Source organism: Salinigranum rubrum, from assembly GCF_002906575.1.
GTDB classification, from domain to species: Archaea; Halobacteriota; Halobacteria; order Halobacteriales; family Haloferacaceae; genus Salinigranum; species Salinigranum rubrum.
Genome location: NZ_CP026309.1, coordinates 3,677,031 through 3,703,010 on the forward strand (window position 1 = coordinate 3,677,031; position 25,980 = coordinate 3,703,010).

General features: G+C 69.1%; 27 protein-coding genes, 1 tRNA gene and 1 other RNA gene. 16 read left to right on the forward strand and 13 right to left on the reverse strand.

The window, feature by feature from the left end; translation table 11 throughout:
• Positions 1–36 precede the first annotated feature (36 nt).
• The 3 genes from rnpB (at position 37) to C2R22_RS18055 (ending at position 2,139) form a co-directional block, all read left to right on the forward strand.
• Positions 37–439: RNase P RNA component (gene rnpB, locus C2R22_RS18045), an RNA gene on the forward strand.
• Between the two features lie 115 nt (positions 440–554).
• Complete coding sequence (locus tag C2R22_RS18050) at positions 555–1,634, forward strand: matrixin family metalloprotease (protein WP_103426999.1); 1,080 nt, start codon at positions 555–557, stop codon at positions 1,632–1,634.
• Between the two features lie 49 nt (positions 1,635–1,683).
• On the forward strand, positions 1,684–2,139 hold the full coding sequence (locus C2R22_RS18055; protein WP_103427000.1) for a zinc ribbon domain-containing protein: 456 nt from the start codon (positions 1,684–1,686) through the stop codon (positions 2,137–2,139).
• Positions 2,140–2,150: 11 nt separating this feature from the next.
• Here the strand turns inward: C2R22_RS18055 and mutL are convergent, their stop codons facing one another.
• The gene (mutL, locus tag C2R22_RS18060) at positions 2,151–3,806 is read right to left on the reverse strand and encodes a DNA mismatch repair endonuclease MutL (protein WP_103427001.1); all 1,656 of its coding nucleotides are present in this window, start codon (positions 3,804–3,806) and stop codon (positions 2,151–2,153) included.
• Positions 3,784–6,564, reverse strand: coding sequence for a DNA mismatch repair protein MutS (mutS, locus tag C2R22_RS18065; protein WP_245903042.1), 2,781 nt, complete (start codon positions 6,562–6,564; stop codon positions 3,784–3,786). The genes mutL and mutS overlap by 23 nt, the downstream gene beginning before the upstream one ends.
• A gap of 474 nt (positions 6,565–7,038) precedes the next feature.
• Here mutS and C2R22_RS18070 point away from each other — a divergent pair, with 474 nt between their 5' ends.
• The 5 genes from C2R22_RS18070 (at position 7,039) to yciH (ending at position 11,718) form a co-directional block, all read left to right on the forward strand.
• On the forward strand, positions 7,039–8,019 hold the full coding sequence (locus tag C2R22_RS18070) for an AAA family ATPase (protein ID WP_103427003.1): 981 nt from the start codon (positions 7,039–7,041) through the stop codon (positions 8,017–8,019).
• Positions 8,016–8,357: a hypothetical protein gene (locus C2R22_RS25285; RefSeq protein ID WP_162562561.1), complete on the forward strand. Its 342-nt coding sequence runs from the start codon at positions 8,016–8,018 to the stop codon at positions 8,355–8,357. Before C2R22_RS18070 ends, C2R22_RS25285 begins: the two co-directional genes overlap by 4 nt.
• Positions 8,354–9,046 carry a DUF58 domain-containing protein gene (locus C2R22_RS18075; RefSeq protein ID WP_162562562.1) on the forward strand — a complete coding sequence of 231 codons (693 nt, stop codon included), beginning with the start codon at positions 8,354–8,356 and terminating at the stop codon, positions 9,044–9,046. The genes C2R22_RS25285 and C2R22_RS18075 overlap by 4 nt, the downstream gene beginning before the upstream one ends.
• The gene (locus C2R22_RS18080) at positions 9,043–11,316 is read left to right on the forward strand and encodes a transglutaminase TgpA family protein (protein ID WP_103427005.1); all 2,274 of its coding nucleotides are present in this window, start codon (positions 9,043–9,045) and stop codon (positions 11,314–11,316) included. The genes C2R22_RS18075 and C2R22_RS18080 overlap by 4 nt, the downstream gene beginning before the upstream one ends.
• 108 nt (positions 11,317–11,424) lie before the next feature.
• Entirely contained in the window at positions 11,425–11,718 is a 294-nt protein-coding gene (gene yciH, locus C2R22_RS18085; protein WP_103427006.1) for a stress response translation initiation inhibitor YciH, read from the forward strand.
• 112 nt (positions 11,719–11,830) lie between these two features.
• On the opposite strand, the gene C2R22_RS18090 is transcribed toward yciH, so the two are convergent.
• From C2R22_RS18090 to C2R22_RS18100, 3 genes are all read right to left on the reverse strand, one after another.
• On the reverse strand, positions 11,831–12,217 hold the full coding sequence (locus C2R22_RS18090; RefSeq protein WP_103427739.1) for a rhodanese-like domain-containing protein: 387 nt from the start codon (positions 12,215–12,217) through the stop codon (positions 11,831–11,833).
• Positions 12,218–12,725: 508 nt separating this feature from the next.
• The gene (locus tag C2R22_RS18095) at positions 12,726–13,289 is read right to left on the reverse strand and encodes an NUDIX hydrolase (protein ID WP_103427007.1); all 564 of its coding nucleotides are present in this window, start codon (positions 13,287–13,289) and stop codon (positions 12,726–12,728) included.
• Positions 13,286–13,801, reverse strand: a complete 516-nt coding sequence (locus C2R22_RS18100) for a DUF5809 family protein (protein ID WP_245902812.1) — start codon at positions 13,799–13,801, stop codon at positions 13,286–13,288. Before C2R22_RS18100 ends, C2R22_RS18095 begins: the two co-directional genes overlap by 4 nt.
• 95 nt (positions 13,802–13,896) lie before the next feature.
• Here C2R22_RS18100 and C2R22_RS18105 point away from each other — a divergent pair, with 95 nt between their 5' ends.
• A complete protein-coding gene (locus tag C2R22_RS18105; protein WP_162562563.1) occupies positions 13,897–14,382 on the forward strand; it encodes a hypothetical protein in 486 nt (161 codons plus the stop codon).
• A gap of 47 nt (positions 14,383–14,429) precedes the next feature.
• On the opposite strand, the gene C2R22_RS18110 is transcribed toward C2R22_RS18105, so the two are convergent.
• From C2R22_RS18110 to C2R22_RS18120, 3 genes are all read right to left on the reverse strand, one after another.
• The gene (locus tag C2R22_RS18110; RefSeq protein WP_103427009.1) at positions 14,430–14,900 is read right to left on the reverse strand and encodes a DUF5810 domain-containing protein; all 471 of its coding nucleotides are present in this window, start codon (positions 14,898–14,900) and stop codon (positions 14,430–14,432) included.
• A gap of 71 nt (positions 14,901–14,971) precedes the next feature.
• Positions 14,972–15,535, reverse strand: coding sequence for a ribosomal protein S18-alanine N-acetyltransferase (gene rimI / locus C2R22_RS18115; protein WP_103427010.1), 564 nt, complete (start codon positions 15,533–15,535; stop codon positions 14,972–14,974).
• Between the two features lie 102 nt (positions 15,536–15,637).
• Complete coding sequence (locus tag C2R22_RS18120) at positions 15,638–17,614, reverse strand: aconitate hydratase (RefSeq protein ID WP_103427011.1); 1,977 nt, start codon at positions 17,612–17,614, stop codon at positions 15,638–15,640.
• A 236-nt stretch (positions 17,615–17,850) separates the two neighbouring features.
• On the opposite strand from C2R22_RS18120, the gene C2R22_RS18125 reads away from it, so the two are divergent.
• A complete protein-coding gene (locus C2R22_RS18125) occupies positions 17,851–18,327 on the forward strand; it encodes a deoxyuridine 5'-triphosphate nucleotidohydrolase (protein WP_103427012.1) in 477 nt (158 codons plus the stop codon).
• Between the two features lie 131 nt (positions 18,328–18,458).
• On the opposite strand, the gene C2R22_RS18130 is transcribed toward C2R22_RS18125, so the two are convergent.
• From C2R22_RS18130 to C2R22_RS25680, 3 genes are all read right to left on the reverse strand, one after another.
• Positions 18,459–18,532: transfer RNA gene (locus tag C2R22_RS18130), tRNA-Lys, on the reverse strand.
• A gap of 206 nt (positions 18,533–18,738) precedes the next feature.
• The gene (locus tag C2R22_RS18135; protein WP_103427740.1) at positions 18,739–19,413 is read right to left on the reverse strand and encodes a DUF7119 family protein; all 675 of its coding nucleotides are present in this window, start codon (positions 19,411–19,413) and stop codon (positions 18,739–18,741) included.
• A gap of 71 nt (positions 19,414–19,484) precedes the next feature.
• Positions 19,485–19,658, reverse strand: a complete 174-nt coding sequence (locus C2R22_RS25680) for a hypothetical protein (RefSeq protein WP_173862815.1) — start codon at positions 19,656–19,658, stop codon at positions 19,485–19,487.
• Between the two features lie 301 nt (positions 19,659–19,959).
• Between C2R22_RS25680 and C2R22_RS18140 the strand changes: the two genes are divergently transcribed.
• From C2R22_RS18140 to C2R22_RS18160, 5 genes are all read left to right on the forward strand, one after another.
• Positions 19,960–20,301 carry a hypothetical protein gene (locus C2R22_RS18140; RefSeq protein WP_103427013.1) on the forward strand — a complete coding sequence of 114 codons (342 nt, stop codon included), beginning with the start codon at positions 19,960–19,962 and terminating at the stop codon, positions 20,299–20,301.
• A gap of 80 nt (positions 20,302–20,381) precedes the next feature.
• Positions 20,382–22,166, forward strand: a complete 1,785-nt coding sequence (locus C2R22_RS18145; protein WP_103427014.1) for a nitrite/sulfite reductase — start codon at positions 20,382–20,384, stop codon at positions 22,164–22,166.
• Positions 22,167–22,257: 91 nt separating this feature from the next.
• On the forward strand, positions 22,258–22,767 hold the full coding sequence (locus C2R22_RS18150; protein WP_162562564.1) for a DUF5367 family protein: 510 nt from the start codon (positions 22,258–22,260) through the stop codon (positions 22,765–22,767).
• An 81-nt stretch (positions 22,768–22,848) separates the two neighbouring features.
• Positions 22,849–23,130, forward strand: coding sequence for a DUF6360 family protein (locus C2R22_RS18155; RefSeq protein WP_103427016.1), 282 nt, complete (start codon positions 22,849–22,851; stop codon positions 23,128–23,130).
• A 258-nt stretch (positions 23,131–23,388) separates the two neighbouring features.
• Entirely contained in the window at positions 23,389–24,336 is a 948-nt protein-coding gene (locus tag C2R22_RS18160) for a DMT family transporter (protein ID WP_103427017.1), read from the forward strand.
• Between the two features lie 16 nt (positions 24,337–24,352).
• Here C2R22_RS18160 and C2R22_RS18165 read toward each other — a convergent pair whose 3' ends face one another.
• The gene (locus C2R22_RS18165) at positions 24,353–24,742 is read right to left on the reverse strand and encodes a hypothetical protein (protein ID WP_103427018.1); all 390 of its coding nucleotides are present in this window, start codon (positions 24,740–24,742) and stop codon (positions 24,353–24,355) included.
• 73 nt (positions 24,743–24,815) lie between these two features.
• Positions 24,816–25,658: an aldo/keto reductase gene (locus tag C2R22_RS18170; protein ID WP_103427019.1), complete on the reverse strand. Its 843-nt coding sequence runs from the start codon at positions 25,656–25,658 to the stop codon at positions 24,816–24,818.
• A 123-nt stretch (positions 25,659–25,781) separates the two neighbouring features.
• Here C2R22_RS18170 and C2R22_RS18175 point away from each other — a divergent pair, with 123 nt between their 5' ends.
• Complete coding sequence (locus C2R22_RS18175; protein WP_103427020.1) at positions 25,782–25,976, forward strand: hypothetical protein; 195 nt, start codon at positions 25,782–25,784, stop codon at positions 25,974–25,976.
• Positions 25,977–25,980 lie beyond the last annotated feature (4 nt).

Consider the following 25,980-nt stretch of genomic DNA (forward strand, 5'->3'; position numbering starts at 1 on the left):
GAACGGCTTAACCACGGCCACGGAGTACGTTCGTGTGGCAGAGAGAGCCCGGTTCCCGTGGCCGCACCGGCGGCCATGAGGAAAGTCCCCCACCGTCCGGACAGGTGACCGGGCGCAAGCCCGGAGTCGGAGACGGCTGGCTCTGGAACAGAAACGAGACCCCTCGATCCGACCGATGAGGTGTGCGAACCCGACCGCAAGGGAGGGGAGTTGACCCACCGAGGGCCGCGAGGGACTCCGTCCCTCGTCTGCGAGCGGGCGCCGCCCGCGAGCCGCGGGTCGAGAACGGATGGAACGGCGAATCCTCACCGGTGCAAGTCCGCGCCGTCAAGGTAGTCCGGACAGCACGCCAGCGGCGTGCCCCCGGAGTCGTCCGGGGAGGACGCGGACGCTCAGCTGAATGCCGGGACGAACAGAAGGGGGCTTACTCCTCTCAGCCGCTCACTCCGACGAGCGGCGGCTCTCGCCGTCCCGACGTTCGGCGTCGACGCCGAGTCTCAGATGCGAGAGGCGGGGGAGAACTCATATGTGTTCGGGAGATGACGAACAGGTAGATGTCCCGGCACGCGACCGTCATCCCCCGGCTCGCACTGGTTCTCCTCGTCGTTATCACGGGCTGTCTCGGGGGATTCGGTCCCGACATGCTCGCACACGGGGGCGAGCGGCCCACGGCCAGTTCGGGGCCGTCCGACACGACGACGGCGGTCGACGACTCGACCGCATCGGCCGCCGGGAAGCCTGACGGAACCGCCGAACCGACCGCGAACCCGTGGGGCAGCGAGCCTATCGTCGTCGCCGTCGAGGGGCCACCCGACCGCGACGTCGTCCCGCTCGTCCGCCGCGCCGCGACGTTCTGGGAGACGAACGCGACGCGGTACGTCGGCTACTCGGTCGACTACGAGGTCCGCCCGGACGCGGAGAACCCCGACCTCGTCGTGCGGTTCGTCGACGAGGTGAGCGGCTGTGAGCGGTCGAACCACACCGCCGGCTGTGCGCCGTACATCACCAGCGCGGCGCAGATCAACCGCCCGATGACCGTCGAGATCAAGACGGGCCTCTCGGACGAGTCGACGGAACAGGTCGTCGCGCACGAACTCGGCCACACGCTCGGTCTGGGACACGACGACGAGCCACAGGCGGTGATGCGGACCGGGGTGACGCTCACCACCCTCCCTCAGCCCAACGCGACCGAGCGGGGGTTCCCGTGGGACGACAGCGAGTTCACCGTCCACATCGACGTCGACGAGGCGCCGGACCCCGCCGCCGCGCGGGCGCAGGTGCGGGAAGCGCTCGGGTACTACGAGCGCGGCGCGCCCGGCATGCCCGACAACCTGACGTTCGAAGTCGTCGACGACCCCGACGCGGACCTCGTCGTCCGCTACGTCTCGGAGTCGACGTGTACGGTCGGTTCCGGTTCCTGTGGGTCGAGTCGCGGCCCCGACCCCGACGGCGACGGCGCCAGCGAACGGTACGCGCAGTTCACCGTGACGGTCGTCGACATCGATACCGACGCCGTCGGCTGGCACACCGGGTACTGGCTCGCCGTCGCGTTCGGCGCCGAGAACGACGCGGACAAACCGCCCGTGTTTCGAGAGTCGTCGTATCAGGAACGGCGGAGCGAGTGGTGGGAGTGAGCGTCGCAGGAGTCAGACCGCTTAACTGACCCGCGCGTCATCTACCGACATGAGCGAGAACCGGTCGCTGGACGAGTTCTTCCCGGCGAGCGACGACGCCGACGATGTTGACGGGGGTGGCGGTGCTGACGAGGGCGACGGTGCTGGCGAGGGCGACGATGCTGACGAGGGCGACGTCGCTGTCGTCGGGGACGCTGACGCCGACGTCGACGAGGCGAGTCCGGACGACGCCGTCGGAACACCGACCGGTTCGACCGGAGACGACGAGGGGGACGAAGGCGTCGAGGACGGCGAAGGCGTCGAGGACGACGAAGGTATCGGGGACGAAGACGGCCAGAGCGACGAGGTGGTCGGCGCGGGCGGAGGCGGTGAGGAGGCGGACCTCCCGCGGACGACGTACCGGTGGGCTCCCGACGGCGACGACTGTCCCGTCTGTGGGAGCGCGGTTGAGCGCCAGTGGCGCGACGGCGACCGGTTCGTCTGTGCCGACTGCAAGGAGTGGTGAGCGCCGGGAAGTCACCCGAAGCGGGTGTTCTCGCGCTCGAAGCCGCGGACCAGCGTCTCCTCGTCGATGGCCAGTACCGTCGGCCGGCCGTGAGGGCAGGCGTAGGGCTGGTCGCACGCGCCGAGGCGCTCGATCAGTTTCTCACCGGTCTCGACCGACAGCGTCTCGCCGGCCTTGAGCGAGGGGTGACACGCTAGCTCTTTCAACAACTCGTCGCGGACGCGCTCGGGCGTCTCCCCCTCGCCCCCGTCGAGCGCGGCGAGCACCGCCCGGAGCGACTCCGGTGTCGCCGTGCGGCCGAGCGGTGCCGGAACGCGGGAGACGCGGACGGTCCCGCCGCCGAACGTCGACGCCTCGTACCCCAGCCTCCCGAGTTCGTCAGTCAGGGAGTCGACGAGCGACGCCTCCGCCGCCGACACCGAGAGGGTCGCCGGCGGGTCCACCTCCGCGGAGGGGACGTCGCCGACGGCGGCGCGGAGGCGTTCGTAGTTGATGCGCTCGTGGGCGGCGTGCTGGTCGACGACGAGGAGGTCGTCGTCGGCCGCACAGAGCAGGTACAGGTCGCGGAACTGGCCGATGACGGTGACGTCGCCGAGTCTTGAACTCCCGTCGAGCGGTGTCAGGCTCGTTTCGAGGTCCATGGCGACGTCGCCGCTCCGCCGGAGGTCGGCGGTCGACAGCGCGTCTCTCACGCCCTGTTCGACCCTCGCGTACACGCTGTCGTCGCGGAACGCCACCTCGGCCTTCGCGGGGTGGACGTTGTGGTCCACCGACTCGGGAGGGAGCGTCACTCGAACGACGGCGACCGGCGCTCGTCCCCGCGGGAGGAGCGACCCGTAGCCCGCGACGACGGCCCGGCGGAGCGACTCGTCGACGAGCGGGCGACCGTTGACGGCGACGTGGACGTGGTCGCGGGTGGCCCGGGTGACGGAGGGATAACAGAGGACGCCGTCGACGCGCGTTTCGTTCCCCTCGCCACCGTCGCTCCCGTCCGCGGCGAACGAGAACGTCGTCGACTGTCCGGCGACGGTCCGGTCGTACACGCCGAGGAGCGCGTCGGTGTCGCCCGACCCGGGCGTCGAGAACGTCTCGCGGCCGTCGTGCGACAGCGAGAACCGCGTGTCGGAGTGACAGAGCGCGTAGCGCGACAGCAGTTTCGAGACCCGCGCGAACTCCGCCTTCGCGGAGCCGAGGTGCTTCCGGCGCGCCGGGCGGTTGTGGAAGAGGTCACGCACCTCGACGGTCGTTCCCCGCGCTCTGCCGGCGGTCTCGGTCTCCACCGCGCCGTCGCGGACGCGGACGCGTGTTCCGCGCGGCCCGCCGTCGTTCGTCGTCACCGTGAGGTCCGCGACGTGGGCGATGCTCGGGAGCGCCTCCCCCCGGAAGCCGAGCGTCGAGACGCGCTCGATGTCGCCGGGGCCGGTGAGCTTCGAGGTGGTGTGGCGCTCGACCGCGAGGGGTGCGTCCTCCCGGCGCATGCCGTGGCCGTCGTCGCGGACGCGGACGAGGTCGGTGCCGTCGCCGTCGACCGCAACCTCGATGTGGGAGGCGTCGGCGTCGAGGCTGTTCTCGACGAGTTCTCTCACGGCGTCGACGGGTCGGGTGATGACCTCGCCGGCGGCGATCTCTTTCCTCGTTTCGGGGTCAAGTCTCCTGATTCGCGTCATCGAGTCTCCGCTGGAGTTCGTGGAGGAGGGCGAGCGCGTCCATCGGCGTCGTTCGGGCGACGTCGAGGCTGCGGATGTCGTCGAGGACCCCGCGGACGGCGTGGTTCTGGTCGTCGCGCGGGCCCCGCGACGAGTCGGAGTCGGGCAGTGGCGCTGACTTCGCGCGGCCGTCTCGACCTTCGTGGGACTCCGAGAAGGTCTTTTCGGCCGGTCCGGTGTGCGCGTCCCCCGTGACCGGGTCGTGGGGTGTCCCCTCGGCCGTCGACGCCGCCGCCCCGTTCGTCGCGGCGGGACGAGACGAGCGGTTCGCGCCGGCCTCGTCCCGGTCGACCGCCCCGCTGTCGGCCTCGTGTTCGGCCGCCTCGACCAGGTCTCGCGCGCGCTGGACGACCCGGTCGGGTACCCCGGCGAGGCGCGCCACCTCGACGCCGTACGACGACGACGACGGCCCCTCGGCGACGCGGTGGAGGAACGTCACACCCTCCTCGTCGCGGTCAGCGGTGAAGTGCAGCGTGAAGACGCCGTCGTAGTCGGCTTCGAGGTCCGTCAGTTCGTGGTAGTGGGTGGCAAAGAGCGTCGACGCGCCCACCTCGTCGTGGATGAACTCCGTCGTCGCCCGCGCGATGGCCAGGCCGTCCGTCGTCGCCGTCCCCCTCCCCACCTCGTCGAGGAGGACGAGCGAGTCGTCGGTGGCGGCGTGGAGGATGTCGGTGAGTTCGGCCATCTCCCGCATGAACGTCGACTGGCCGCCCGCGATGTCGTCCGACGCGCCCACGCGGGTGAACACGCGGTCGACGACTCGCAGGTGTGCCGCCGAGGCGGGAACGAAGCTCCCCGCCTGGGCCATGACGCACGTGAGCGCCACCTGCCGCATGTACGTCGACTTCCCCGACATGTTCGGCCCGGTGATGAGCGCGATAGCGCCCGTCGAGAAGTCGATGCCGTTCGGGACGAACTCGGTCGTCCGCTCGACGACCGGGTGACGGCCCGCCTCGATGCGGATGGCGCTCGCGCCGAACGTCGGGCGCACGTAGTCGCGGTCGACCGCGATGGTCGCGAACGCCACCAGAACGTCGAGTTCCGCCAGCACGTCCGCGAGCGCCTGGAGTCGCTCTCCCTCCGCGGCGACCGACGTTCGAACCTCACAGAACAGTTCGTACTCCAGCGAGTCGGCCCGCTCCGACGCCGAGATTATCTCGTCCTCGCGGCGCTTGAGTTCGGGCGTGTAGAACCGCTCGGAGTTCTTCAGCGTCTGCCGGCGGGTGTAGTCCTCTGGAACGCGCTCCAGGTTCGGGTTCGTCACCTCGATGTAGTAGCCGTGGACCTGGGTGTATCCGACTTCGAGCGAGTCGATGCCGGTCCGCTCGCGCTCTCTCGCCTCCAACTGCGAGACCCACTCGCGACCCTCCCGTTCGGTCGCGCGGATGGCGTCCAGTTCCTCGTCGAACCCCTCCCGGACGACGCCACCCTCGGTCACCTCCTGGGGCGGGTCGGGGACGATGGCCTCCTCGACGAGCGAGCGGACGTCGCCGCAGTCGTCGAGGCGTTCGGTCAGGTCGGCGAGCCGCGGCGAGTCGTGTTCGAGGTCCGAGAGCGCCTCGCGCAGGCCGGGGACGACGGCGAGCGTCGTCGCCAGCGAGCGCAGGTCGCGGGCGTTCGCTCGGCCCCGAGAGACGCGGCCGACGAGCCGTTCGAGGTCGTACACCTCTCTCAGTCCCTCGTGGAGCGTCTCGCGGACGACGCCCGCACCCGTGAGTGCCTCGACCGCGTCGAGCCTGGATTCGGCCTCCGCACGGTCGACGGTCGGCCGGCGGAGCCACGATTCGAGGCGGCGACGGCCGAGCGCACACGCCGTCGAGTCGAGCGTCTCCATCAGCGTGTGGCCCGACCGCGACCGCGACTCGAACAGTTCGAGGCTTCTCAGCGCCGTCGCGTCCAGCCGCATCGACTCCCGGGCGTCGAACCGCGTGATCCGCGAGACGTAGTCGAGGTGGTCGCCACCCTGTGTGTACTCGGCGTACGCGAGGACGGCACCGGTCGCGCGGACCTCCGCGTCGTTCCCGAGGACAGCGTCGGGACGGGTGTACGCCTCGACGCGCTCGCGCGCGACGCCGAGTTCGAAGGCCGAGGGGTCGTAGTCGGTGTGCATCGCCTCGGCCACGAACGCCTCGTCCGCGTTCTCGCTCCCACCCTCGACAGCGAGTTCCGGCCCGGTGAGCAACTCCGCCGGCGAGAGGCGTTCGAGTTCCTCGGCGACCGTCGTGCGGTCGCCGCTCGTCACGAGACACTCGCCGGTCGAGACGTCGACGAGCGCGAGGCCGTACGTCGCGGTCGCACGCGCCCCCTCGCCCTCTCGGACGAGCGCCGCGAGGTAGTTCGCGGCGCTTCCCTCCAGGTACGCGTCGTCGACGAGCGTCCCCGGGGTGATAAGCTGGGTGACGGCGCGGTCGACCAGTCCCGACGCCTCCTCGGCGGGCTGGACCTGGTCGGCGAGCGCGACACGGTACCCCGAGTCGAGCAGGCGCTCGACGTACGTCGCCGCGTTGTCGATGGGGATGCCGGCCATGGGGTACCGCCCCGTCGAGTCCTCGCGCTTCGTGAGCGTCACCTCACAGACCCGAGCGACGGTCTCGGCCGCCTGACAGAAGGCCTCGTAGAAGTCGCCCACCTGAAAGAGGACGAGCGCGTCGTCGTGCGCCTCACAGAGGTCGGTGTACTGCGCCATCATCGGCGTCAACTCCTCGCGCACGTCGAGCATCTCGCGCGGCGCGCCGAGCGCGGGGTCCGCCGACTCGGCCTCGACGCTCGACCCGTCCGGTCCGCCTCCCTCGACGTCGCTCGCGCCCGCGTCGAGGTCGGTGTCCCCGCTGCCGTTCATGTGGGGATAGCCGGCGACGGAGCGATAAAAAGCGTCGGGTCTGTGCGCACTCGACCGGCGACGGAGGGGGCGCTCCCGGCGGACGTGTGCCGTCTCCGACGCCGCCCGTACGGTATGCTACCTGACCACATCCAGCAAAGTTAGGTGACTCCGGCAAGAAGAGAGAGTAACCGTGAGGACGAACAGGTACCCGCCGTTCCCCAGCCCGTTGTCCCGGTCTCCGTACGCGTCTCCTCGGTCGGTCGTCCGCACTCGCCCCGTCCCGATTTCGGTCCCGCGTCCGCGTCTGCGTCCGTGGCGGGTCGACCGGCCCCGACAGCGGTGCCCTGTCGACGGGACGGTGGAGGGCTGCGCGTGACCGACGCGAGCCACTCCGAGGCGGACGTCGCGTCCACCGCCGAGGGGTTCGAGCCGCTCCCCATCGACGACGCCACGGGCCTCGTCGACCGCATCACCGAGAACGTCGAGCGCGTCATCGTCGGCCAGCACGACGCCATCGAGCACATCCTCGTCAGCCTCCTCGCCCGTGGTCACCTCCTCTTAGAAGACGTCCCCGGCGTGGGGAAGACGATGCTCGCCCGCTCCATCGCCACCTCCATCGACTGCACGTTCAAGCGCGTCCAGTTCACGCCCGACCTCCTCCCGTCGGACGTGACGGGCGTGAACGTGTTCAACCAGAAGAGCCGCGAGTTCGAGTTCCAGCCCGGCCCGGTGTTCGCCAACGTCGTCCTCGGCGACGAAATCAACCGCGCGCCGCCGAAGACGCAGGCCGCCCTGCTGGAGGCGATGGAGGAGAATCAGGTGACCGTCGACGGCGACACCCACCGACTCCCGTCGCCCTTTACCGTCATCGCGACGCAGAACGACGTCGAACCGAACCGGACGTACGAGCTTCCGATGGCAGAGATCGACCGCTTCATGAAGAAGCTCCGGCTGGGGTACCCCTCCGAGAAAGACGAGACCGAACTGCTGGGGAGAGTGGCCGGCGACCACCCCATCGAGTCGCTCGAACCCGTCGCCTCCATCCCCGAGATACAGCGCGCCCGGCGGACGGTCACCACCGTCGACGTCCGCGAACCGGTCCGGTCGTACGTCACGCGCCTGGCCGCGTTCACCAGGGAACACGCCGAACTCGGCGTCTCCCCGCGCGGCGGCATCGCGCTCGTCCGCGCCTCGCAGGCCCGGGCCGTCCTCGAAGGGCGCGACTACGTCGTCCCCGACGACGTGCAGACGGAGATACGCACGGTGTGGAACCACCGCATCCGACCCGGCGGAGGTGACGACGGCGGCGCCGCGGTCGTCGAGCGAGCGCTCGACACCGTCCCCGTGGAATGAGGCTGACGCGACGGGGATGGACGGTGGTGGCGGTCGCCCTCTCGGGGACGCTCATGGCCGCGTGGTTCGGCGCGCGCTCGCTCAACGCCGTGGTGTTCCCCTGTCTCGTCGCGCTGGTCGCCGCCGTGGTCCAGGTCCGCCGCACCGGCGTTCCGACGGTCGACCGGACGCTCCCGCCGAACGGCTTCCCCGGCGACTCGGGCGAGGTCACCCTCCGGTTCGAGACCGACGCGCCGTTCACCGCAGTCGTCAGGGACGCGCTCCCGCCGAGCCTCTCGGGGAGGCGGAGGCGGAGGCGGAGACGACCGTCGGCCGGACGCCCGTCTCGTACGAGGTGACGTACCGCCGCCGCGGCCTCCACACCGTCGGCCCCGTCTCGCTCGTCGCGCGCGACGTCCTCGGCCTCGCCACGAGGCGCTTTTCGCTCTCCGAGACCGACGACCTGCTCGTCTACCCGCGGGTCCACGACCTCTCGAACCGCGCGAAGCGCGACCTGCTCGCGCTGCACGACACCGCCGAGAGCAACGACCGCGACGAGTTCGACCGCCTCCGCGAGTACGTGAGGGGCGACTCGCTCCGGGACGTCCACTGGAAGACCTCGGCGAAGCGCGACGACCTCATCGTCAAGGAGTTCTCAGCCGAGAACCGCTCGCGGACGGTCGTCCTCGCCGTCTCTGGTGAGGAGGGACGGGCGGACGAGATGGCCGAGGCCGGCGCGACCATCACGCTCGCGTTCCTGCGGGCGGGCGTCCCCGTGACGCTCGCGACGCCCGACGGGACGCTCTCGGTCGCTCCCGGCGACCGGCGGCAGGCGCTCGACCACCTCGCACGCGTCGGCCACGGGACCGCAGCCCCTGAGGAGGAGCCGCTCGTCTCGGTGCGCGCCACCCGCCAGGGGACGGTCGTCCGCCTCGGCGGTCGCGAGGTTTCGTTCGACGAGATGGTGAGAAGCACCGGAAGGGACCGTCGCGCGGACCGTGAACCGGTCGGCGAACCGAGCGACGACCGACGGGAGGTGGCGGCGTGAGCGCGGACACTCGTCGGCTGTCCCTCGCGTCGCTCGGGAACCTGGAGGAGCGGACCAGTTTCCGCGGAGCGGCGCTCGTGGGCGTGCTCGTCCTCACGCTGTCGTACCTGAGCGTCCTCTCACACGTCACGAACGTGGTCGGTGGGAACCGCGTGTTCGTCCTCCTCGTCGTCGGGACGTTCCTCCTCGCGACGGCGCTCGGGCGCTTCCTCCGCGTCCGGACGGCCGTGTTCTTCACCGCCGTGCTCCTCGTCGGCGGGACGGTGACGTACTTCCTCGCCATCCCGGCGAGCCAGTTGTCGCTGCTCTCGACCGAGCGGCTCCTCTCGGACACCGTCGCGCTCCTCACTGGGCTCTCCGTCTTGCGGCTGACCGCCGCCGACGTGTGGGCGCTCGCCGTCGCGCCCGGCCCGGTGTTTCTCTCGTGGTATCTCGCGATGCGCGAGCGCTACGCCTGGAGCGTCGCCGTCGGCGGGACGGCGCTCGGCCTGTTCGTCCTCACCGGCGACGCCGGGACGGCGACGACGCTCGTCGGCGTCCTCGGCGCGGGGCTGGCACTCGGGTTGGGGACGCTCGACAGACACGGCGGAACGGTCGCCCAACTCGACACGCTCGTCGCGGTGCTGGCGGCGATGGTCGTCCTCGCGGCCACGCTGTCGGTGGTGCCCGGCGGCGCGGCACAACCGCTCCTCCCGGACCGCGGCTCACCGACGGTCGAGGCCAGCCTCGTCAACTCCCCCGAGCGCATCGAGATGCTCGGCTCCATCCGGCTCTCTCCACAGGTCCGCTACACCGTCGAGGCCAACGAGCGACAGTACTGGCAGACGGCGTCGTACGACCGCTACACCGGCGACGGCTGGGTGCGGACGGGCGACACCGACGCGTATCGGGGGCGGCTGGCCGGCCCGCCGGGTGCCTCCCGGCAGGTGACCCAGACCGTGACGGCCGAGGCGACCGTCTCCGCGATGCCGGCCGCGTGGAAACCCGTCTCCGTCTCGGGGGACGTCGAGGGGCGGGTGCGCATCACCCAGCAGGGCTTCTTCGTGCCCGCGACGAGCCTCGCGTCGGGCGAGAGCTACACCGTCGAGAGCCGCGTCCCGCAGTACACCTCCGAACAGCTCCGCCGGGCGGGGACGGACTACCCCGACGCCGTCAGGACGCAGTACCTCCAGCTCCCCGAGAGCACCTCCACCCGAGTGCGCGAGCGGGCGGCCGAAATCGCCGGCGGCGAGGACAACGCCTACGACAAGGCGGTCGCCATCGAGCAGTGGCTCGAGGAGAACAAGCGCTACTCTCTCACCGTCGAGCGTCCGGAGGGCGACGTCGCGGAGGCGTTCCTCTTCGAGATGGACGCCGGCTACTGTACGTACTACGCGACAGCGATGGTGACGCTCCTGCGGACGCAGGGCGTCCCGGCGCGACTCGCGGTCGGCTACACGCCCGGGGAGGAGGTCGGGAACGGCGAGTACGTCGTCCGCGGCCTCGACTCCCACGCGTGGGTCGAGGTGTACTTCCCGGACGTCGGCTGGGTTCGCTTCGACCCGACGCCCGCGACGCCGCGCGAGACGGCCGAGCGGACGCGGCTCACCGAGGCGCGACAGAGCGGCGAGCCCGGCGTCGACACCAACGGCACGGAGCCCGAGACAGACGGCGGCCCCACCGTCACGCCGTTCGAGACGAACGGGAGTTCGCTGAACAACTCCTCGCAGAGCGACGCCCTCCGGCGGAACATCGAAGGGAGCAGTAGCACGAACGCCACGCCGCTCCCCGCCGCTCAGGACGGCAACCTCGGCGGGGAGACCGAAGAGAGCGAGGGGTTCCAGGTGCCCGACCTCCCCTCGCGGGAGACGCTCGGCCTCGGTCTCGTCGCGTTCGTCGGTCTCGTCGCCGGGGCTCGACGACTCGGGTTCACTGCGTGGCTCGCCGCCGAACTCCGTCTCCGCTACCAGCGGCCGACGGGCGACGCCGCGGTCGACGCCGAACGCGCGTTCGACCGGCTGGAACGCCTCCTCGAACGTCGGTACCGCGCGCGCCGACCGACGGAGACGCCGCGGGCGTACATCCGCGCGCTGGGACGGGGTCACGGCCTCGACCCCCGCGTCGAACGCGTCGCCGACGTCTACGAGCGCTCACACTACGGATCGGGCGTCTCGCCGGCGGAGGCCGAGCGAGCGGTCGCCCTCGTCGACGACCTGGCCTGGGAGGCGACGCCGGTCGTCGGCGAGTTGTTCTCTCGTGGGGAAGACGAACCGGCGGCGACGACGGCCTGACCGGCGGACCAGGTGACGCTGTTCGCGTCGATTCGCGGTCACGGGTGGACTCACAGGGTGTTTCTTCCCGATACTGTTTTGTATCTCGCTCTCAGATTTCTGCTTGGAATGTCAGAGGTATGCTCGACGTGTGGACTGCCTGAGGAACTCTGCGTCTGTGAGGACGTGGCCCGCGAATCCCAGGAGATCAATATCCACATCGACGAGCGACGTTACGGAAAAGAGGTAACGGTCATCGAGGGGTTCGACCCGAAGGACGTCGACATGGACAGCCTGTCGTCGGACCTGAAGTCGAAGTTCGCCTGCGGGGGAACCGTCGAGGACGGCTCCATCGAACTCCAGGGGAACCACACCGGGCGCGTAGAGGACTTCCTCCGCGACAAGGGCTTCAACGTCGCATGAGGACGGCGTAAGCGCAGTCCGCGTCGAGTCGGTCGTTTCTCGTGTCGTCGGGACCCTCGAGCCGTGGCTGTCCCCTTTCGAGGGTTCGAGGTCGCCGGGGCTGACGCGTCGCTCAGAACGGGGCGTCGGGGCTCGAATCGGCCGCCGCCTCGTCCGCTGTCGACCCCGCGTTCGCCTTCTCGCCGTCGGCTTCGAGCGGTCCCTCCCACGCGTCGAGGCCGCCGGCCATGCTCTCGACCCGCGCGCCCTGGGTGCCTTCGAACGACGTGATGAGGCGGGCCGCCTGGACGCTCGCCTTCCCGTGGGGGCAGACCGTGACGATGTGGTCGGCGTCGGCGAGCGACTCGACCATCTCGGGGAGGCGGCCGAACGGGACGTTCTCGCTGCCGGGGATGTGGCCGCGGGCGAACGCCGCCGGCGACCGGATATCGACGATGCGCGGCCGGTCCTCTGTGTTCAAGAGTGAAGCGACCTCGTCGGTGGAGATCTCGCCGTCCATACGCGGGTAGAACGGGTACGTGTGGATAAGTCCCTCGGCGCTCATGCGGTGTTCGGTGCGTGCGAGCGGGGCCGTTCGGACACGCATCGATGATCAGGGCTACATCGGTGTCGACGGGTACGTGATGACAGAGGTTGCGCGGGCACGGGCGCGGTGAGCCGCAGCCTCGCCCTCCTCGACCAACTCCCTCACTCGCTCCGCTCGTTCGGTCGCCCCTCGCGCGTCGTTCGCTCGCCGTACTCGTTCATCGGCGGGACGGCCGAGCCCGTCCCGCGTGGGCTGCGAGGCGGTGTTGCCGTCTCGCTCTGCTTCCGCGCGCCAGGCTGCGATAGCCGCGCGCGAGAGCGGGTGAACCGAGCGAAGGCTCGGAGCAACAGCGGTGCTCCGGTGGCTGTGGCCTCACCGCCTTGGCGACCGTGCGGTCCCCGCGGTGTGCGTGGCTGCAATCGAACGCGTCTCACCAGAACCGATGGAATACACACGGTCAGTGGTCTTCGAGTTCTCCGACTCAGATGAGCCCCTCGTCGTGAGCGATGAGGAGACCCTCGACGGTGGCGTCGTTAGTCGGCTGTGAACGGGCCACGCTCACGGCGTCGTCGAGCGGAACCGCCCGCACGGAGAGGAACTCGTTGTCGTCGAGTTCCTGGTCGACGGGCGAGAGCCCCTCCGCGAAGACGAAGCCGCGGCGGTGTCTGAGCATCCCGGTCGTACACCACACCTCCTGGAGGAGGCTCGTCGACGACGCCTCGAACCCGGTCTCCTCGCGGAGTTCGCGCTCGGCCGCCTGCGTGAAGGACTCGCCCCTCTCGACGATGCCCGCGGGGAGTTCGAGCTGCCTCTCTCGGATCGTGGGCCGGTACTGCTCGACCATCACCAGCTGGTCGTCGGTGACGCTGACGACGACCACGGCCGTCGCGAGCTCCGCCCAGTAGTACCGTTTCGTCGATTCGTCGGGCTGTTCGACGAGGTCGTACCCGCCCGTGTACCACCCCGTCTCGTACTCGACTTCGGACTCGACGACGGGCCACTCCGGGTCTGTGAGGTCCTCGTGCCGGCGACCGTCGTCCGTCATCGGTCGACGTCCCCGCTCCCGTCCTCGGTTCCGATTTCGGGACCGCCCTCCGAACCCCCCTCGACGACGTCGGTCACCGCGGCCCCCTCCATCGCGTCGAGTTCGACGCGGTAGATCCGGCCGAGCGCCTGCCGGCGGAGGATTTCGACCGCGGCGTCGCGCTCGTCCTGATAGCTCGCGGCGACGACGCTGTCGACGAAGGGCGCGGGGTGCCAGACGAGTCGGTCGACGTTCGGACTGCCCACCTCGCTCACCTCGAACGCGTCGTGGTCGACACACCACTCGTCGAACTCCGCGCGCGTCCCGCTGTGAATCAGCAGACGGGAGGCGAACAGCACGTCCCGGGCCGTCGAGACGACGTCGCTCGTGACGCGCTCACGGTACTCCTCGGGGTCGAACGCCATCGCCCGTGCCGTCTCGCGGACGACCCGCTGGGCGACGGGTCCGGCCGCCTCGAACGCCTCGCGCGCCTCCTCGTGGGTGTCGGGTGCCAGGGTTCCCTCGGTACGCATTAGCTACTCCTGGTGGCGGCCCCGGTTTACCTGTGTCGGAGCGGAGAGCCGACCACAGCACCGTTCGGCTCGTCGGTCGAACGCCCCGGCGTTGGATGCCTTCCCTCGCTCCCCACCGCGCCCTCACCGAACGCCCCCCGTTCGTCTCCGTCTCGCCGCCGTCGCCCCTCAAGCCCGGCCGGGCGCTCCGCGAGAGCCTCCCGCTCGCCGGTGTACTCCTCCTCTGGACGGTCCTCTCGTGGCTCGCGTTCGAGCCGCTCGTCTCCCGGGCCGTCCGGACCGTCGGAGTGGTGACGGCGCTGGCGTACGTCGTCGTCCGCGGGGTCAGACTCGGCGACGAAGCGACCCCGCTCGTCGCGAGTAACGCCGCGAGCGTCCTCGGCCAACAACTCCGACTCGCGCCCGTCCCGGCGGTGTGGTTCCTGGCCGGCATCAGCGTGCCCGTCGTCGAAGACCTGTGGGGGCGACTCGGGCGCTTCGGTCTCTTCACCTCGCCCGGCGACGACCTCGTCCGGGTGTGCCCTCGTCGGCGTCGGCACGGCGCTCTTGCTCGTGGTCGCCGGCGGGACCGCGGCGCTTAGCGACGGACGCCGACCGTGAAGCCCGTGTAACGACGCGATGAGGGCGTTTACTCCTCGTCGTCGCCCTCGCTGTCGTCGAGCATCTCCCGGGTCAGTTCCTGGGCTTCGTCGACGATTTCGCGCGCGTCAGGGTCGAGGTTCGAGACGTCGATGCCGTCACCCCCCGTGTGGTCGTGACCGTGGCCGTGTCCACGACCGTGACCGTGTGCGCCTGCGCCACCGTGGTCGTGGTCGTGTCCTGGGAGTCCGTCCACCCCCTGCAGGTCTGGGTCGTACAGTTCCCCGTCGCTCGACTCCTCGGTGGTGTCCTCGAACACCGCCTCGTACTCGGCTTCCTCCGCGAGTCCTTCGAGTCGAGGCGCGAGGTCCGCCGGTCCGCCTTCGGCCCAGTCGGGCGTGTGTTCGTCGAGCCAGGCCTCGTGGTCGTCGCCGTGTGTCAGCGCCTGGAACGCGAGGTGGTTGGCGAGGTGCTCGGCGTCCTGTTGGGGGTCGTCACAGACCGGACAGGCGTAGCCCATGGGCGGTCGTTGTCGACGACGAGCAAAAACGTCAACGTACGACGTCGACATCGGCATCGATGTCGGCGTCGTCACGCGCCGCGCGACTCGCGCGTCCGCCCGCCCGAGTCGTTCCCGTCGAGGGGCGAGTCGTCCCACTCCGCGAGGTCGAGCACCATCACGAAGGCGTCCTCGCCGTCCGCGTAGTACCGAGGAATGCGACGGAGTGGCTCGAACCCTTCGCTCCGGTACAGCGCGATGGCGGCGTCGTTCGTCGTCCGCACCTCCAGTTTCACGAGCGCCGAACCGTCCGAGGCGAGCGTCCCGAGCGCCCGTCGGAGCAGCGTCCGACCGAGGCCCCGTCCGCGCGCGTCGGGGTGGACCGCGAGGTCCTTCACGTGGCCGATGTCCCGACCGTAGTTCGGGGTCGTGTCGCTGACGACGTAGCCGACGATGGCGGGGGAGGTGCCGGACTGTGCGACGAGGAAGCCGCGCTCGCCGAGGAACGACTCGAACGCCGAGAAGGGCCACGGCTGGGGGAACGTCGACCGTTCGAGCCGGAACACGTCGAGGAGGTCGGCCTGTTCGGCCTGTCGGATCACCACCTCCTCGTCGGGCGGGAGGGCGTCGTCGTCAGGGCTGGGAGGAGGGGACACAGCGTCGGATACGACCGGGCGCCGCAAAAGGTCGACGGCCCGCTCCCGATAGCTGTCGCTCGGACGGTGAAAAAAAGCTGAGAAGTGGTCGACAGGTCGGCGTCAGTCGTCGGCGGGTGCCGCGCCGCCGCTGTCTTCCTCGTACTGCTGCTTCGTGAGTCGAAGCTTGCCACCGGCGGCGAGGATGCGGCGCTCGCGCTCGGACGCTTTGAGGGTGGCCGTCGCCTCCCAGTCGTCGTTGACGCGGACCGTGAACTCCTCCTCGCCGGCCTGGACGGCCTCGGCGACGTCCGTGACGACCTCGACGTCGTCGCCCTGGTCGATCTGTTCGTAGGTGTCCGAGTCGATCGTCAGGGGTAGGATGCCGAAGTTGAACAGGTTCGCCTTGTGGATGCGCGCGAACGACTGCGCGAGGACGGCCTCGACACCCAGGTAGAGCGGGCACATCGCGGCGTGCTCGCGCGAGGAGCCCTGCCCGTAGTTCTCGCCCGCGACGAGGACGCCGCCGTCGGCCGCCTTGGCGCGGTCGGCGAACGTCTCGTCCACGCGCGAGAGCGTGAACTCGGAGAGCTTCTCGATGTTCGAGCGGTACATGAGGATGTCCGACGTCGCCGGGATGATGTGGTCCGTCGTGATGTTGTCCTCCATCTTCAGGAGCACCTCGCCGGCGATGTCGGCCTCGAGCGGGTCACCGATGGGCGCGGAGCCGATGTTCGGGCCCTTGATGAGTTCGTCGTCGATGGCCTCGTCGGGCGTGATGAGGTCCGTCTTCGAGCCGTCGTACTGGTCGGGGAGTTCGATGCCGGGCGCGTCGAGGTCGCCGAGTTCGTCGGCGAGGTCCCGGGGGTCGATGATCTCACCCTTGATGGCCGCGGCGGCGGCGACCTCGGGCGAGCAGAGGAAGACGGAGTCGTCCTCGATACCGGACCGGCCCTCGAAGTTGCGGTTGAACGTCCGCAGCGAGACCGAATCCGACGCGGGAACGTGGCCGATACCGATGCACGGCCCACACGTCGCCTCGGAGACGTTCACGCCGGCGGCCATCATCTCTGCGGTCCAGCCCTCGCGGGCCAGCAGTTCGGCGGCCTGCTTCGAACCGGGGGCGACGATCATCTCGATGTCCTTCTTGATCTCGCGGCCCTTCACCATCTTCGCGGCCGGGAGGACGTCCTCGTAGCCGCCGTTGGTACAGGAGCCGACGATGACCTGCTCGACGTCCGTGCCGGCGACCTCGCGGACGGGCACGACGTTGTCGGGCATCGACGGCTGGGCGATGAGGGGTTCGAGTTCCGAAAGGTCGATGACGATCTCGTCGGCGTACTCGGCGTCCTCGTCGGGCGAGAGTTCGACGAAGTCCTCCTCGCGACCCTGACGGGCGAGGTAGTCGCGGGTCTTCTCGTCCGTGCCGAAGATGGAGGAGGTCGCACCGAGTTCCGTCCCCATGTTCGTGATAGTCGTCCGCTCGGGAACCGTCAGCGACTCGGCGCCGGGTCCGGTGTACTCGAACACCTTGCCGACGCCGCCCTTGACCGTCTCGCGGCGGAGCATCTCGAGGATGACGTCCTTCGCGGTGGACCACTCGGGGAGTTCACCTTCGAGGCGGACGTTCACGACCTCGGGCATCTCGACGTAGTAGGCGCCGCCGCCCATGGCGACGGAGATGTCGAGGCCGCCGGCGCCGATGGCGAGCTGTCCCAGCCCGCCGGGCGTCGGCGTGTGCGAGTCCGAACCGAGGAGCGTCTTGCCGGGCGCGGCGAAGTTCTCCTTGTGGACGTTGTGACAGATACCGTTGCCCGGTCGGGAGAAGTACGCGCCGTACGTCCCGGCCGCGGAGCGGAGGAAGCGGTGGTCGTCCGTGTTCTTAAAGTCGAACTGGTAGGTCTGGTGGTCGCAGTACTGCGCCGCCAGCTCCGTCTGAACCTCGTCGAGGTCGAGCGCCTCGAACTGCAGCCAGACCATCGTGCCGGTCGTGTCCTGTGTGAGCACCTGGTCGATCTCGATCCCGATCTCGTCGCCGGGCTCGAGTTCACCCTCGACGAGGTGGTCGTCGAGGATCTTCTCGGTCAACGTCAGTCCCATAACGTTTGCCCGTCGACGACGGACGGATATAAATCCTCCTTGTTCCTGTTGGTCAACCATGCAGAATAGCCCGCAGTCAGGCAATTTTCGCGGAGATATTCAAAATATTTCGACACCGAGTAAACGTTCGCGCGCGCCGTGGTGAGTCGGCGACGGCTCCGCCGGTGACGAAGTGGTCTCGCGCTGCTTCGGCCGCCTTCGAAACCGTCTTGCGTCGACTCGCTCCACTCCCCGCCATGTTCGAAAGCGGTCCGTACGTCGCCGACAACGTCACGCCCGTCGACGAGACGCAGGTCCAGCCGAACGGTGTCGACCTCACGCTCGCGTCGGTGCTCGAACAGACGGAGCCCGGGCGGATAGCGACCGACGGCAAACGCATCGGCGAGCGCCGGGCGGTCGAGTTCGAATCCCGCGACGGCCGCGAGTGGGCGTCGCTCGCGCCCGGGGGGTACGTCCTCCAGTACGCCGAGACTGTCCACATCCCCGAGGGACACGTCGGATTCATCTATCCCCGGTCGTCGCTCATGCGCAACTCCTGTATGCTCAACACCGCGGTGTGGGACGCCGGGTACGAGGGGAAAGGCGAGGGGCTTCTGCAGGTGCACCACCCCATCGAACTCGAACGCGGCGCGCGCATCGCGCAACTCGTACTGGCCGAGGCGACTCACGAGGGGACGTACGACGGGAGCTATCAGGGCGAGCGGACGGAGTAACCTCGTCGTCGCTCGCGGAGTTCTCACGGGTCGGGAGGGACGAACCGTGGTCGTTCCGTTCGCTCCGCTCGCTTCACGCTCTGATTCGAGTCCGCCGTGGCTCTTCACTGCTCGCGTCGTTCGCCGGAAAACGGGCCGGGAGGGACTTGAACCCCCGACCGTCTGGTTAAAAGCCAGACGCTCTGCCGAACTGAGCTACCGGCCCTCACGGTTTCTTAACCGTGGTGCACTGATAAACGTTTACTGTCCAGTCGGAGCGGGAGGGAGCGAACGAGAGACCGGACGTTCATATACGAGGCCGAGACCATCCCGTCTCATCACCTAACCACCAATCACGGGACGTCCCGCGTGAGTGCGACTCATCGTCTCGTGTCCGCGTCGGGTCGCCTGTTCGCCACGTTCGCTCAGCACTCAGTCGAAGTACGCCGTCAGCGCGTCGGCGAGCACGTCGTCCGGGGAGACGTTCTCCAGCGAGGCACGACGCCGGAGTTCGAGGTAGAGGTCGGGGGGAAGGCGAGTGGCGAGTTCGCCGAGGACGACGCCGTGTTCGGCGAGCGCCTCCTCGACGGGCGTCCCGTTGTTGATGGCGCTCGCGGCTCGACGCACTTCTCTGACGGTGAGGTCGCTGTCGAGGACGGCCCACGCGAGCGCGAAGCGGGCATCGCCGGAGACGCGGGCGATGTGCTTGGCGGCCGTCGGGGCGATGTCGCCGCGGGCGACGTGACGCCGGACCGCCTGCGGGAGGTCGTGGACGCGGGCCCACTTCCGGATGAACGAGACGGAGACGTCGCCGCCGGCCCGCTCGGCGGCGCGCTTGTACGAGCCGACGCCGCGGACGAGCGCGGCACACGCTGCTGCACCGCGGAGCATGTAGACGTTGTCCTCGGCGCCGACGGTGTTCTCCGAGAAGGAACGGACGGTCTCGGCCGCGAGTTGGACGCTCTCCGGGTCGTCGGGGTCGAAGCCGACGGCTTCACGCGCGCGCTCACCTGTGACCGACGGGTCGGCGCGAACCACCGGTTCGCCGACCGGTTCCTCCCGGTCGGCCGGATGCGTCCACCGCCGAGGGCCGTCTCCGTCACTCATCTCGACCGTTGCTTGGTCGTCGACCACAAAAACACCTTGCTGTACTGTCGGTCGAACGGCACGGCATCGGATCAGTCGGAGCCGGCCTGTTCGCGACGCTCGGAGAGGTGCTCCCATATCTCGGTGCACCCCGCTCCGGGCTCGACATCGTCGAGGTGTGCCGTGTCGACGTCGTCGCCTTCGGTCGTGTCGGCGTCCACCTTCTCGTCGTCGCCCTCGGTCGCGACGGCGGGTTCCTCGCTCATCGACCGTTCTCCCCGTCGTCGTACAGTTCCGGTGCGACGTCCGCTGGTGCGTGTTGTCGGTAGCGACTCCGCAGATAGTCGGTCATCGATTACGCTCAGGGACGGGAAGGAAATAAGGGCGCCTCAGGCAGTAATCGATGCCAGCACTCCCGGCTAGCGGAGACTACTGCCTCTATCTTCGACGTACGCTTCTGCCGAAAAATACCGGCGTCCTGCGGTTTGCCCGAAACGGCTCGTCACCGGATTCGTCAGGGATTGCACCGGCCACGGCGTACTCGTATCTCCCGCGCTAACCGTGGGTATGAGCGTCGCCCTTCGAATCCTCGACGACGGGGCGTGGGTCTCCGTCAACGACGAGCGCCGCGTGAGCGTGAGCGAACTCTGGCGCTTCCACGAGCCGGAATTCTGCTCCTGTACGCTTCCCGACCTCGTCGTCGAGAACTTCCAGCAGGTCGGCGTCGATGGCCGGACAGTCGAGGCGCGCGTCTACGGGCAGTGCATCGCGTGTGGTGAGACAGGTATAACGCCGTGGCTTCCGGTGGGCCGGATCGTCGACGGCGCGTACCGGGATATCGACCGCGAGAGCGTCCTCCGACCCGCTCGTGCGCCGCGCGCACATGCCCGTCGCCCGAGTCAGCAATAATTTCCTGTTCCCCGAAGCACCGGGAAGGGTTGACGGCATACGGGTGGGCTTACGTGTGGAGACGGTAGGCGTGGACACGAATGCCGACGGACGTCGAGAACTGGAAGTCGGAGGTTTACGGTAACGAGATACGGGAGCACCTCTTCCGCTTCGCGGAGGAGGGGTGGGACGCGATTCCCGAGGACGAACACGACGCGTGGTTCGAGCGCTTCAAATGGTGGGGGCTGTACCACCAGCGCAACGGCCAGGAGTCGTACTTCATGATGCGCATCGGGACGCCCAACGGCGTGCTGAAGCCGGGGCAGACCGAGGTCGTCGCCGAGATCGCCGAGGAGTACGCCGAGGGCCCCGAGGAGAACCCCATCTTCGGCAACGGCTGGGTCGACTGGACCACCCGCCAATCCATCCAGCTTCACTGGATCAAGCTCGAAGACATCCCCGATATCTTCGAGAAACTCGAATCCGTGGGACTGTCCACGCAGCAAGCCTGTGGTGACTCCTGGCGGAACATCGTCGGCTGTCCCGTCGCCGGGAAGGACAGGCACGAACACGTCGACGCGCTGCCCGTCGCCGAAGGGCTCCACGAGACGTACAAGGGCCACGACGAGCACTCGAACCTCCCCCGGAAGTGGAAGGTCGCCGTCACCGGCTGCCGCGAGGGCTGTGGCCAGGGCGACATCAACGACCTCGCCTTCGAGCCCGCGACGAAGGAGGTCGACGGCGAGGAAGTGAAGGGCTTCAACGTCAACGTCGGGGGCGGTCTCGCCCGGAACGAACCGCGGCTCGCGCGGGGGCTCGACGTGTTCGTCACGCCCGAAGAGGCCGCCGAGGTCGGCGGCGCCATCTCGGCGCTGTTCCGCGACTACGGCAACCGCGAGGACCGCTACAGCGCACGGATGAAGTTCCTCGTCGACGAGATGGGGGTCGAAGAGATCCGCGAGACTCTCCAGTCCGAGTACGTCGACTTCGAGCTTCGCACGGCGGGTGCGGACCTCCGCGAGAGCTACTCGTACAACTCCGGTCGCGCGACGGGCGGCCACTCCGACCACGTCGGGGTCCACGAACAGCGTGATGGCAAGTACTACGTCGGGCTGAACGTCCTCGTCGGGCGGATGGCCACCGAGGACACCCGCGAACTCGCTCGCGTCGCCGACGAGTACGGCTCGGGCGAGGTCCGCGTCACCCAGCGGCAGAACGTCATCATCACCGACGTTCCCGAGGAGAGCCTCGACGCACTCCTCGAAGAGCCGCTTCTGGAGAACTACTCGCCGGAGCCCCACCCGTTCATGCGGGGCTCCGTCGCCTGCACGGGGACGGAGTTCTGCTCGCTCTCCATCGTCGAGACGAAGAACCGCCAGGTGCGCTACGCGCGCTGGCTGAAGGACAACGTCGAACTCCCCGAAGGCGTCGAGAACTTCCACATCCACCTCTCGGGCTGTACCGCATCCTGCGCCCAGCCGCAGATCGCCGACATCTCCCTGCGGGGGATGAAGACCCGGAAGGACGGCGAACCGGTGGAGGCGCTCGACATCGGTCTCGGCGGTGGTCTCGGCGAGAACCCACGCTTCACCCAGTGGGTCACCCAGCGCGTTCCCGTCGACGAGGTCCCCGGAGCCATCCGGAACCTGCTCGCGAACTTCGAGGAGCATCGAGAGGGCGGCGAGACGTTCCGCGAGTTCGTCGAACGCCACGAGGACGACGAGGAGTTCCTCGACTCGCTCGTCGAACCCGAAGAGACCGACTACGACGACCCGATGATGCACAACACGAAGATGACCTGGTACCCGTACGCCGAGGACGACGACATGGGCGCCTCGCCCGCACCGACAGACCGCGACGGGGCCCCGCTCCCGGCCGACGACTGAACTGTCCTCCGACCGCTCTGCCCCTTCGGGACCGGACGACTCGTTCACTTCCGTCGGCACGTTGACGTTCGCCGACGACGTGTTTCTCTACATGTCGTCACCGCTCTCCCGCGAGGCAGTCGTCGACTCGCGCACGCAGGCCGCGGCGCTCGTCGGCACGGGAATCGGCCTCTGGTTTCTCGCGACGCTCGCGTTCTTGTTCGTCGGCCAGGTGCTGCTCCCGCCCGACGACGGCGGCCGGGTCGCGCTCGTGTTCGTCGCCACGGTCCCGGTGATGGCCATGCTGGCGTTCGCCGTCTACTCGCTCTTCGACGTTCCACCCGACCGACGGCTCACGGCCGCGACGCTGCTCGTTCTCCCCGGGATGGTCCTCGACGCCGTCGCCGTCACGGCGTTCGAGACCGTCTTCACCAACATGGCGCCGTCGGTCGGTTCGACGTTCGGCGGTCTCCTCCTGCTCGCGTACGCATCGGTCCTCCTCACCGGTGTCGTCCCCCTGACGTACGTCGGTGGAACGGACGAGACGGGGAGGGGAACGGCGGAGCCAGTGAACGACGGGACGGGAGAACGAAGCGGCAACGACACGATGGGCGAGGGATGACGGGGGACGACGAGACGTGGCGTATGTTTCGCGCGGGGCGGACGCGACACGCCTTTGGCGGCGCGTCACCCACCCTCTCGCATGCCAGACCGGCTCCTGAAGATCAACGCGTACACCACCTTCGACATGTTGGACGGCTCGGCGCAGGGGCACGACTTCGACGAGGAGGCGTTCGCCGTCCTCAACGTCACGGCTCCCAGAAGAGACCCCGACCACGTGACGCTCGAACTCGAACTGGACAACACCCAGCTAGAGACGCTTCCGGCACACGCCGACCGGGTGACGCTCTCGGCGGCGCAGGCACGCGAACTCGCCGACGAACTCGAGGAGTACGCCGCCAGGGTCGAGGCAGCCGAGGAGTGACCGCATCCCGCGTCGACGGCGTCGGCGCACCTGTTCCGCCGTGAACGGACAGCATCGTCGTGTGGCGTGCGAACCCGAGTGTTGTCGAATACTCTCATACTTTTCGGTCGAATCGACGACTACTTCACGGCAAATCCCCTCTTTCAATTGAGAAGCGACAGTGATTCCGATATCCTTCCTCCCGTCTCGCACCGACGCTCGACCATCCACCGCCCGCGCGGCGACACACCGAACAGTCGCCGCGTGGGGGGTGGGCAAATGAGTCGTCGCGCCGCGCTCTGCTTCGCCCTGACCGCGTTCTGCTTCGGCACCTCGTTCGTCGGTATCGAAGCCGGCCTCGTGTCGCTCCCGCCCGTGCTGTTCGCCGCCTTCCGCGTCGACGTCGCCGCCGTCGTCCTCCTCGCGTACGCGTGGTACCGGTACGACGCGTGGCGGCCCCGCTCTCGCGCGGACGTCCTCGGCGTGGTCGCCAGCGGCCTCCTCGTCGTGGTCGCCAACAACGTCCTCCTGTTCGTCGGTCAGACGACCACGTCCGGCAACGCGGGCGCAGTCGTCTACGGACTGATGCCCGTCGTCGCGCCGGCGTTCGCGGTCTTCTTGCTCCGCGACGAGCGGGTGTCGCTCGCGGACGCCGCCGGCCTCCTCCTGGGACTCACCGGCGTCGTCGTCATCGTCCAGCCCGACCCGGCGAACCTCGTCGGGAGCGCGGGGCAGGGCCTCGTCGCATGCGCGGCCGTCTGTGTCGCGCTCGGGAGCGTCCTCCTCCGCCGCATCAGCCCGACGATGCCGACGCTGGCGCTGACGGGGTGGTCGATGGCGCTCGCTGCGCCCGTGGTTCACGGCGTGAGCCTCGGACTGAACGAGTCGGCCCCCGTCGCGTGGACGCCCGACGTACTGGGTGCGGTACTCTACGTCGGCCTCGTCGGGACGGCCGTGGCGTACCCCGCGTACTACGCGCTCATCGGCGCGGTGGGGCCGGTGCGGGCGAACCTCACGGCGTACGCGATGCCGGTCGTGGCCGCCCTCACCGGCTGGGCCGTCCTCGGCGAGACCGTCGCACCCGAGACGGGAGTCGGGTTCGTCGTGGTGTTCGCCGGCTTCGCCGTCGTCCAGCGGCGGGCGCTCGTCGAAGGGCTTCGTGACTGGCTCGGTCGTGACGTCGAGGTGTCGGCGTTCGAAGGGTCGTTCGAGGCTGTCGACGATTGAGCCGCGGAAGAGGGCCTCAGTCCTGGGCCCGCTCGCGCCACGCCTGCTGCTGAACGCGTTCTGCGACGTGGGTCTGTCCACCGGCGAGATCAGACCGAACGCTCTTTTCGAACCCGGCGACGTCGGTCAGGAAGCCCGACTCGAACGCCTCGACGACCTCGTACGACCAGCGGTCGTCGACGACGCCCGCGGGGAGGTGGTCGTCGCGGATGGCGTCGGCGTGGGCGGCGTGGCCGCTGGCTCTGAGGAGCGGTTCGGCCGCCGCGAAGTGGTCCATCGACCGTCCGATGGCGTGGTGGAACGCGAGGAGGTGGCCGTACGCGCGGTGGACACCCTCGACACCGAGTTGGAGTTCGTGCAGTGCCGCTCGCTCGTCGTCGGTCAGGTCGGGAGGCGTGCGGTCCATGGGCGAGAGTACGTCACGCAGGACAATATGTCCCGTGGTCAGGGTGACGCCGATGGGACGCGTCCCGCCGGCGTCAGGCCGACAGCCGCGCGACCTCGTCGTCGGCGAGTTCGAGCGCCGACGCCGCGACGTTCTCTTCGAGGTGGTCGAGGCTCGACGTCCCCGGGATGGGGAGCGTGACGGGCGAGTGCGCGAGCAGCCACGCGAGCGCGACCTGGTACACCGAGGCGTCGTGGGCCGCGGCGATATCCTCCAAGAGGTCGCCTTTGGCCCCGAGGTCGCCCGCGCCGACGGGGAACCACGGGATGAACCCGATGTCGTACGACTCACACGCGTCGAGGACGTCCTCGCTCTCGCGGTCGACGACGCTGTAGCGGTTCTGAACGGTGGCGACGTCGACCATCTCGCGGGCCGTCTCCAACTGTTCGACCGAGACGTTCGACAGCCCCACGTGCCGGATGACGCCGTCGTCTTTCAGTTCCGCGAGCGCCTCGACCGACTCGGCGAAGGGGACGTCGGGGTCCGGTCGATGAAACTGGTAGAGGTCGATGGCGTCGACGCCGAGGCGGTCGCAGCTACAGAGGTGGGCGTTCCGGAGGTAGTCGGGGTCGCCGTGGGGGAGCCAGTCGGTGTCGCGGTTGCGCAGGAGGCCACCTTTCGTCGCCACGACGACGTCGTCGTAGGGATGGAGCGCCTCGCGGATGAGCCGTTCGCTCACGCCGGGGCCGTACGAGTCGGCGGTGTCGACGAAGTCGACGCCGAGGTCGACCGCGCGCCGGAGGACCTCTTTCGCAGCCTCGACGTCGTCGGGTTCCCCGATGATGCCCTCGCCGGTGACGCGCATGGCGCCGAAGCCGAGTCGGTGGACCGTGAGGTCGCCGCCGATGTCGAACGTATCGCTCTCGTTCGTGACCATAGGTGGGTCACGGTCGCCGCAGGGATAGCTGTTGGCCGAACGGAAGGAACCGCCGCATGCGGGATCCACCGTCGAGCATTCGGCGGGCCGCAGGCCTTTGGGCGTGCCGCACCTACGAGACGTATGACCGACACGAGGGACCGGAACGCCGCGCTCGCGGCGACGTTCGAACGGATTGCGGCGGAGCTTCGTGAGGGCACCGCGACGGTGTACGGGTACGACGTCCGCGTCGAACCGCACCTCCGTGAACGCGGTGGCGTCTCCTACACCGAGGGGTGGCTCTCCTTCGAGGTCGAAGCGTCGACCGAAGCGGAGTAATCAG

What these genes read in the sequence shown, in the direction of transcription:
- C2R22_RS18100 (WP_245902812.1), bottom strand. Translation starts at nt 13,801, where the DNA reads ATGCGTACCGAGGGAACCCTGGCACCCGACACCCACGAGGAGGCGCGC.
- C2R22_RS18105 (WP_162562563.1), top strand. Translation starts at nt 13,897, where the DNA reads ATGCCTTCCCTCGCTCCCCACCGCGCCCTCACCGAACGCCCCCCGTTC.
- C2R22_RS18145 (WP_103427014.1), top strand. Translation starts at nt 20,382, where the DNA reads ATGCCGACGGACGTCGAGAACTGGAAGTCGGAGGTTTACGGTAACGAG.
- C2R22_RS18165 (WP_103427018.1), bottom strand. Translation starts at nt 24,742, where the DNA reads ATGGACCGCACGCCTCCCGACCTGACCGACGACGAGCGAGCGGCACTG.
- yciH (WP_103427006.1), top strand. Translation starts at nt 11,425, where the DNA reads ATGTCAGAGGTATGCTCGACGTGTGGACTGCCTGAGGAACTCTGCGTC.
- C2R22_RS18120 (WP_103427011.1), bottom strand. Translation starts at nt 17,614, where the DNA reads ATGGGACTGACGTTGACCGAGAAGATCCTCGACGACCACCTCGTCGAG.
- C2R22_RS18135 (WP_103427740.1), bottom strand. Translation starts at nt 19,413, where the DNA reads ATGAGTGACGGAGACGGCCCTCGGCGGTGGACGCATCCGGCCGACCGG.
- mutL (WP_103427001.1), bottom strand. Translation starts at nt 3,806, where the DNA reads ATGACGCGAATCAGGAGACTTGACCCCGAAACGAGGAAAGAGATCGCC.
- C2R22_RS18175 (WP_103427020.1), top strand. Translation starts at nt 25,782, where the DNA reads ATGACCGACACGAGGGACCGGAACGCCGCGCTCGCGGCGACGTTCGAA.
- C2R22_RS18125 (WP_103427012.1), top strand. Translation starts at nt 17,851, where the DNA reads ATGTTCGAAAGCGGTCCGTACGTCGCCGACAACGTCACGCCCGTCGAC.
- C2R22_RS18150 (WP_162562564.1), top strand. Translation starts at nt 22,258, where the DNA reads ATGTCGTCACCGCTCTCCCGCGAGGCAGTCGTCGACTCGCGCACGCAG.
- C2R22_RS25285 (WP_162562561.1), top strand. Translation starts at nt 8,016, where the DNA reads ATGAGGCTGACGCGACGGGGATGGACGGTGGTGGCGGTCGCCCTCTCG.
- C2R22_RS18140 (WP_103427013.1), top strand. Translation starts at nt 19,960, where the DNA reads ATGAGCGTCGCCCTTCGAATCCTCGACGACGGGGCGTGGGTCTCCGTC.
- C2R22_RS25680 (WP_173862815.1), bottom strand. Translation starts at nt 19,658, where the DNA reads ATGAGCGAGGAACCCGCCGTCGCGACCGAGGGCGACGACGAGAAGGTG.
- C2R22_RS18170 (WP_103427019.1), bottom strand. Translation starts at nt 25,658, where the DNA reads ATGGTCACGAACGAGAGCGATACGTTCGACATCGGCGGCGACCTCACG.
- C2R22_RS18055 (WP_103427000.1), top strand. Translation starts at nt 1,684, where the DNA reads ATGAGCGAGAACCGGTCGCTGGACGAGTTCTTCCCGGCGAGCGACGAC.
- C2R22_RS18110 (WP_103427009.1), bottom strand. Translation starts at nt 14,900, where the DNA reads ATGGGCTACGCCTGTCCGGTCTGTGACGACCCCCAACAGGACGCCGAG.
- C2R22_RS18155 (WP_103427016.1), top strand. Translation starts at nt 22,849, where the DNA reads ATGCCAGACCGGCTCCTGAAGATCAACGCGTACACCACCTTCGACATG.
- C2R22_RS18090 (WP_103427739.1), bottom strand. Translation starts at nt 12,217, where the DNA reads ATGGACGGCGAGATCTCCACCGACGAGGTCGCTTCACTCTTGAACACA.
- C2R22_RS18050 (WP_103426999.1), top strand. Translation starts at nt 555, where the DNA reads ATGTCCCGGCACGCGACCGTCATCCCCCGGCTCGCACTGGTTCTCCTC.
- C2R22_RS18095 (WP_103427007.1), bottom strand. Translation starts at nt 13,289, where the DNA reads ATGACGGACGACGGTCGCCGGCACGAGGACCTCACAGACCCGGAGTGG.
- mutS (WP_245903042.1), bottom strand. Translation starts at nt 6,564, where the DNA reads ATGCTCGACGTGCGCGAGGAGTTGACGCCGATGATGGCGCAGTACACC.
- C2R22_RS18160 (WP_103427017.1), top strand. Translation starts at nt 23,389, where the DNA reads ATGAGTCGTCGCGCCGCGCTCTGCTTCGCCCTGACCGCGTTCTGCTTC.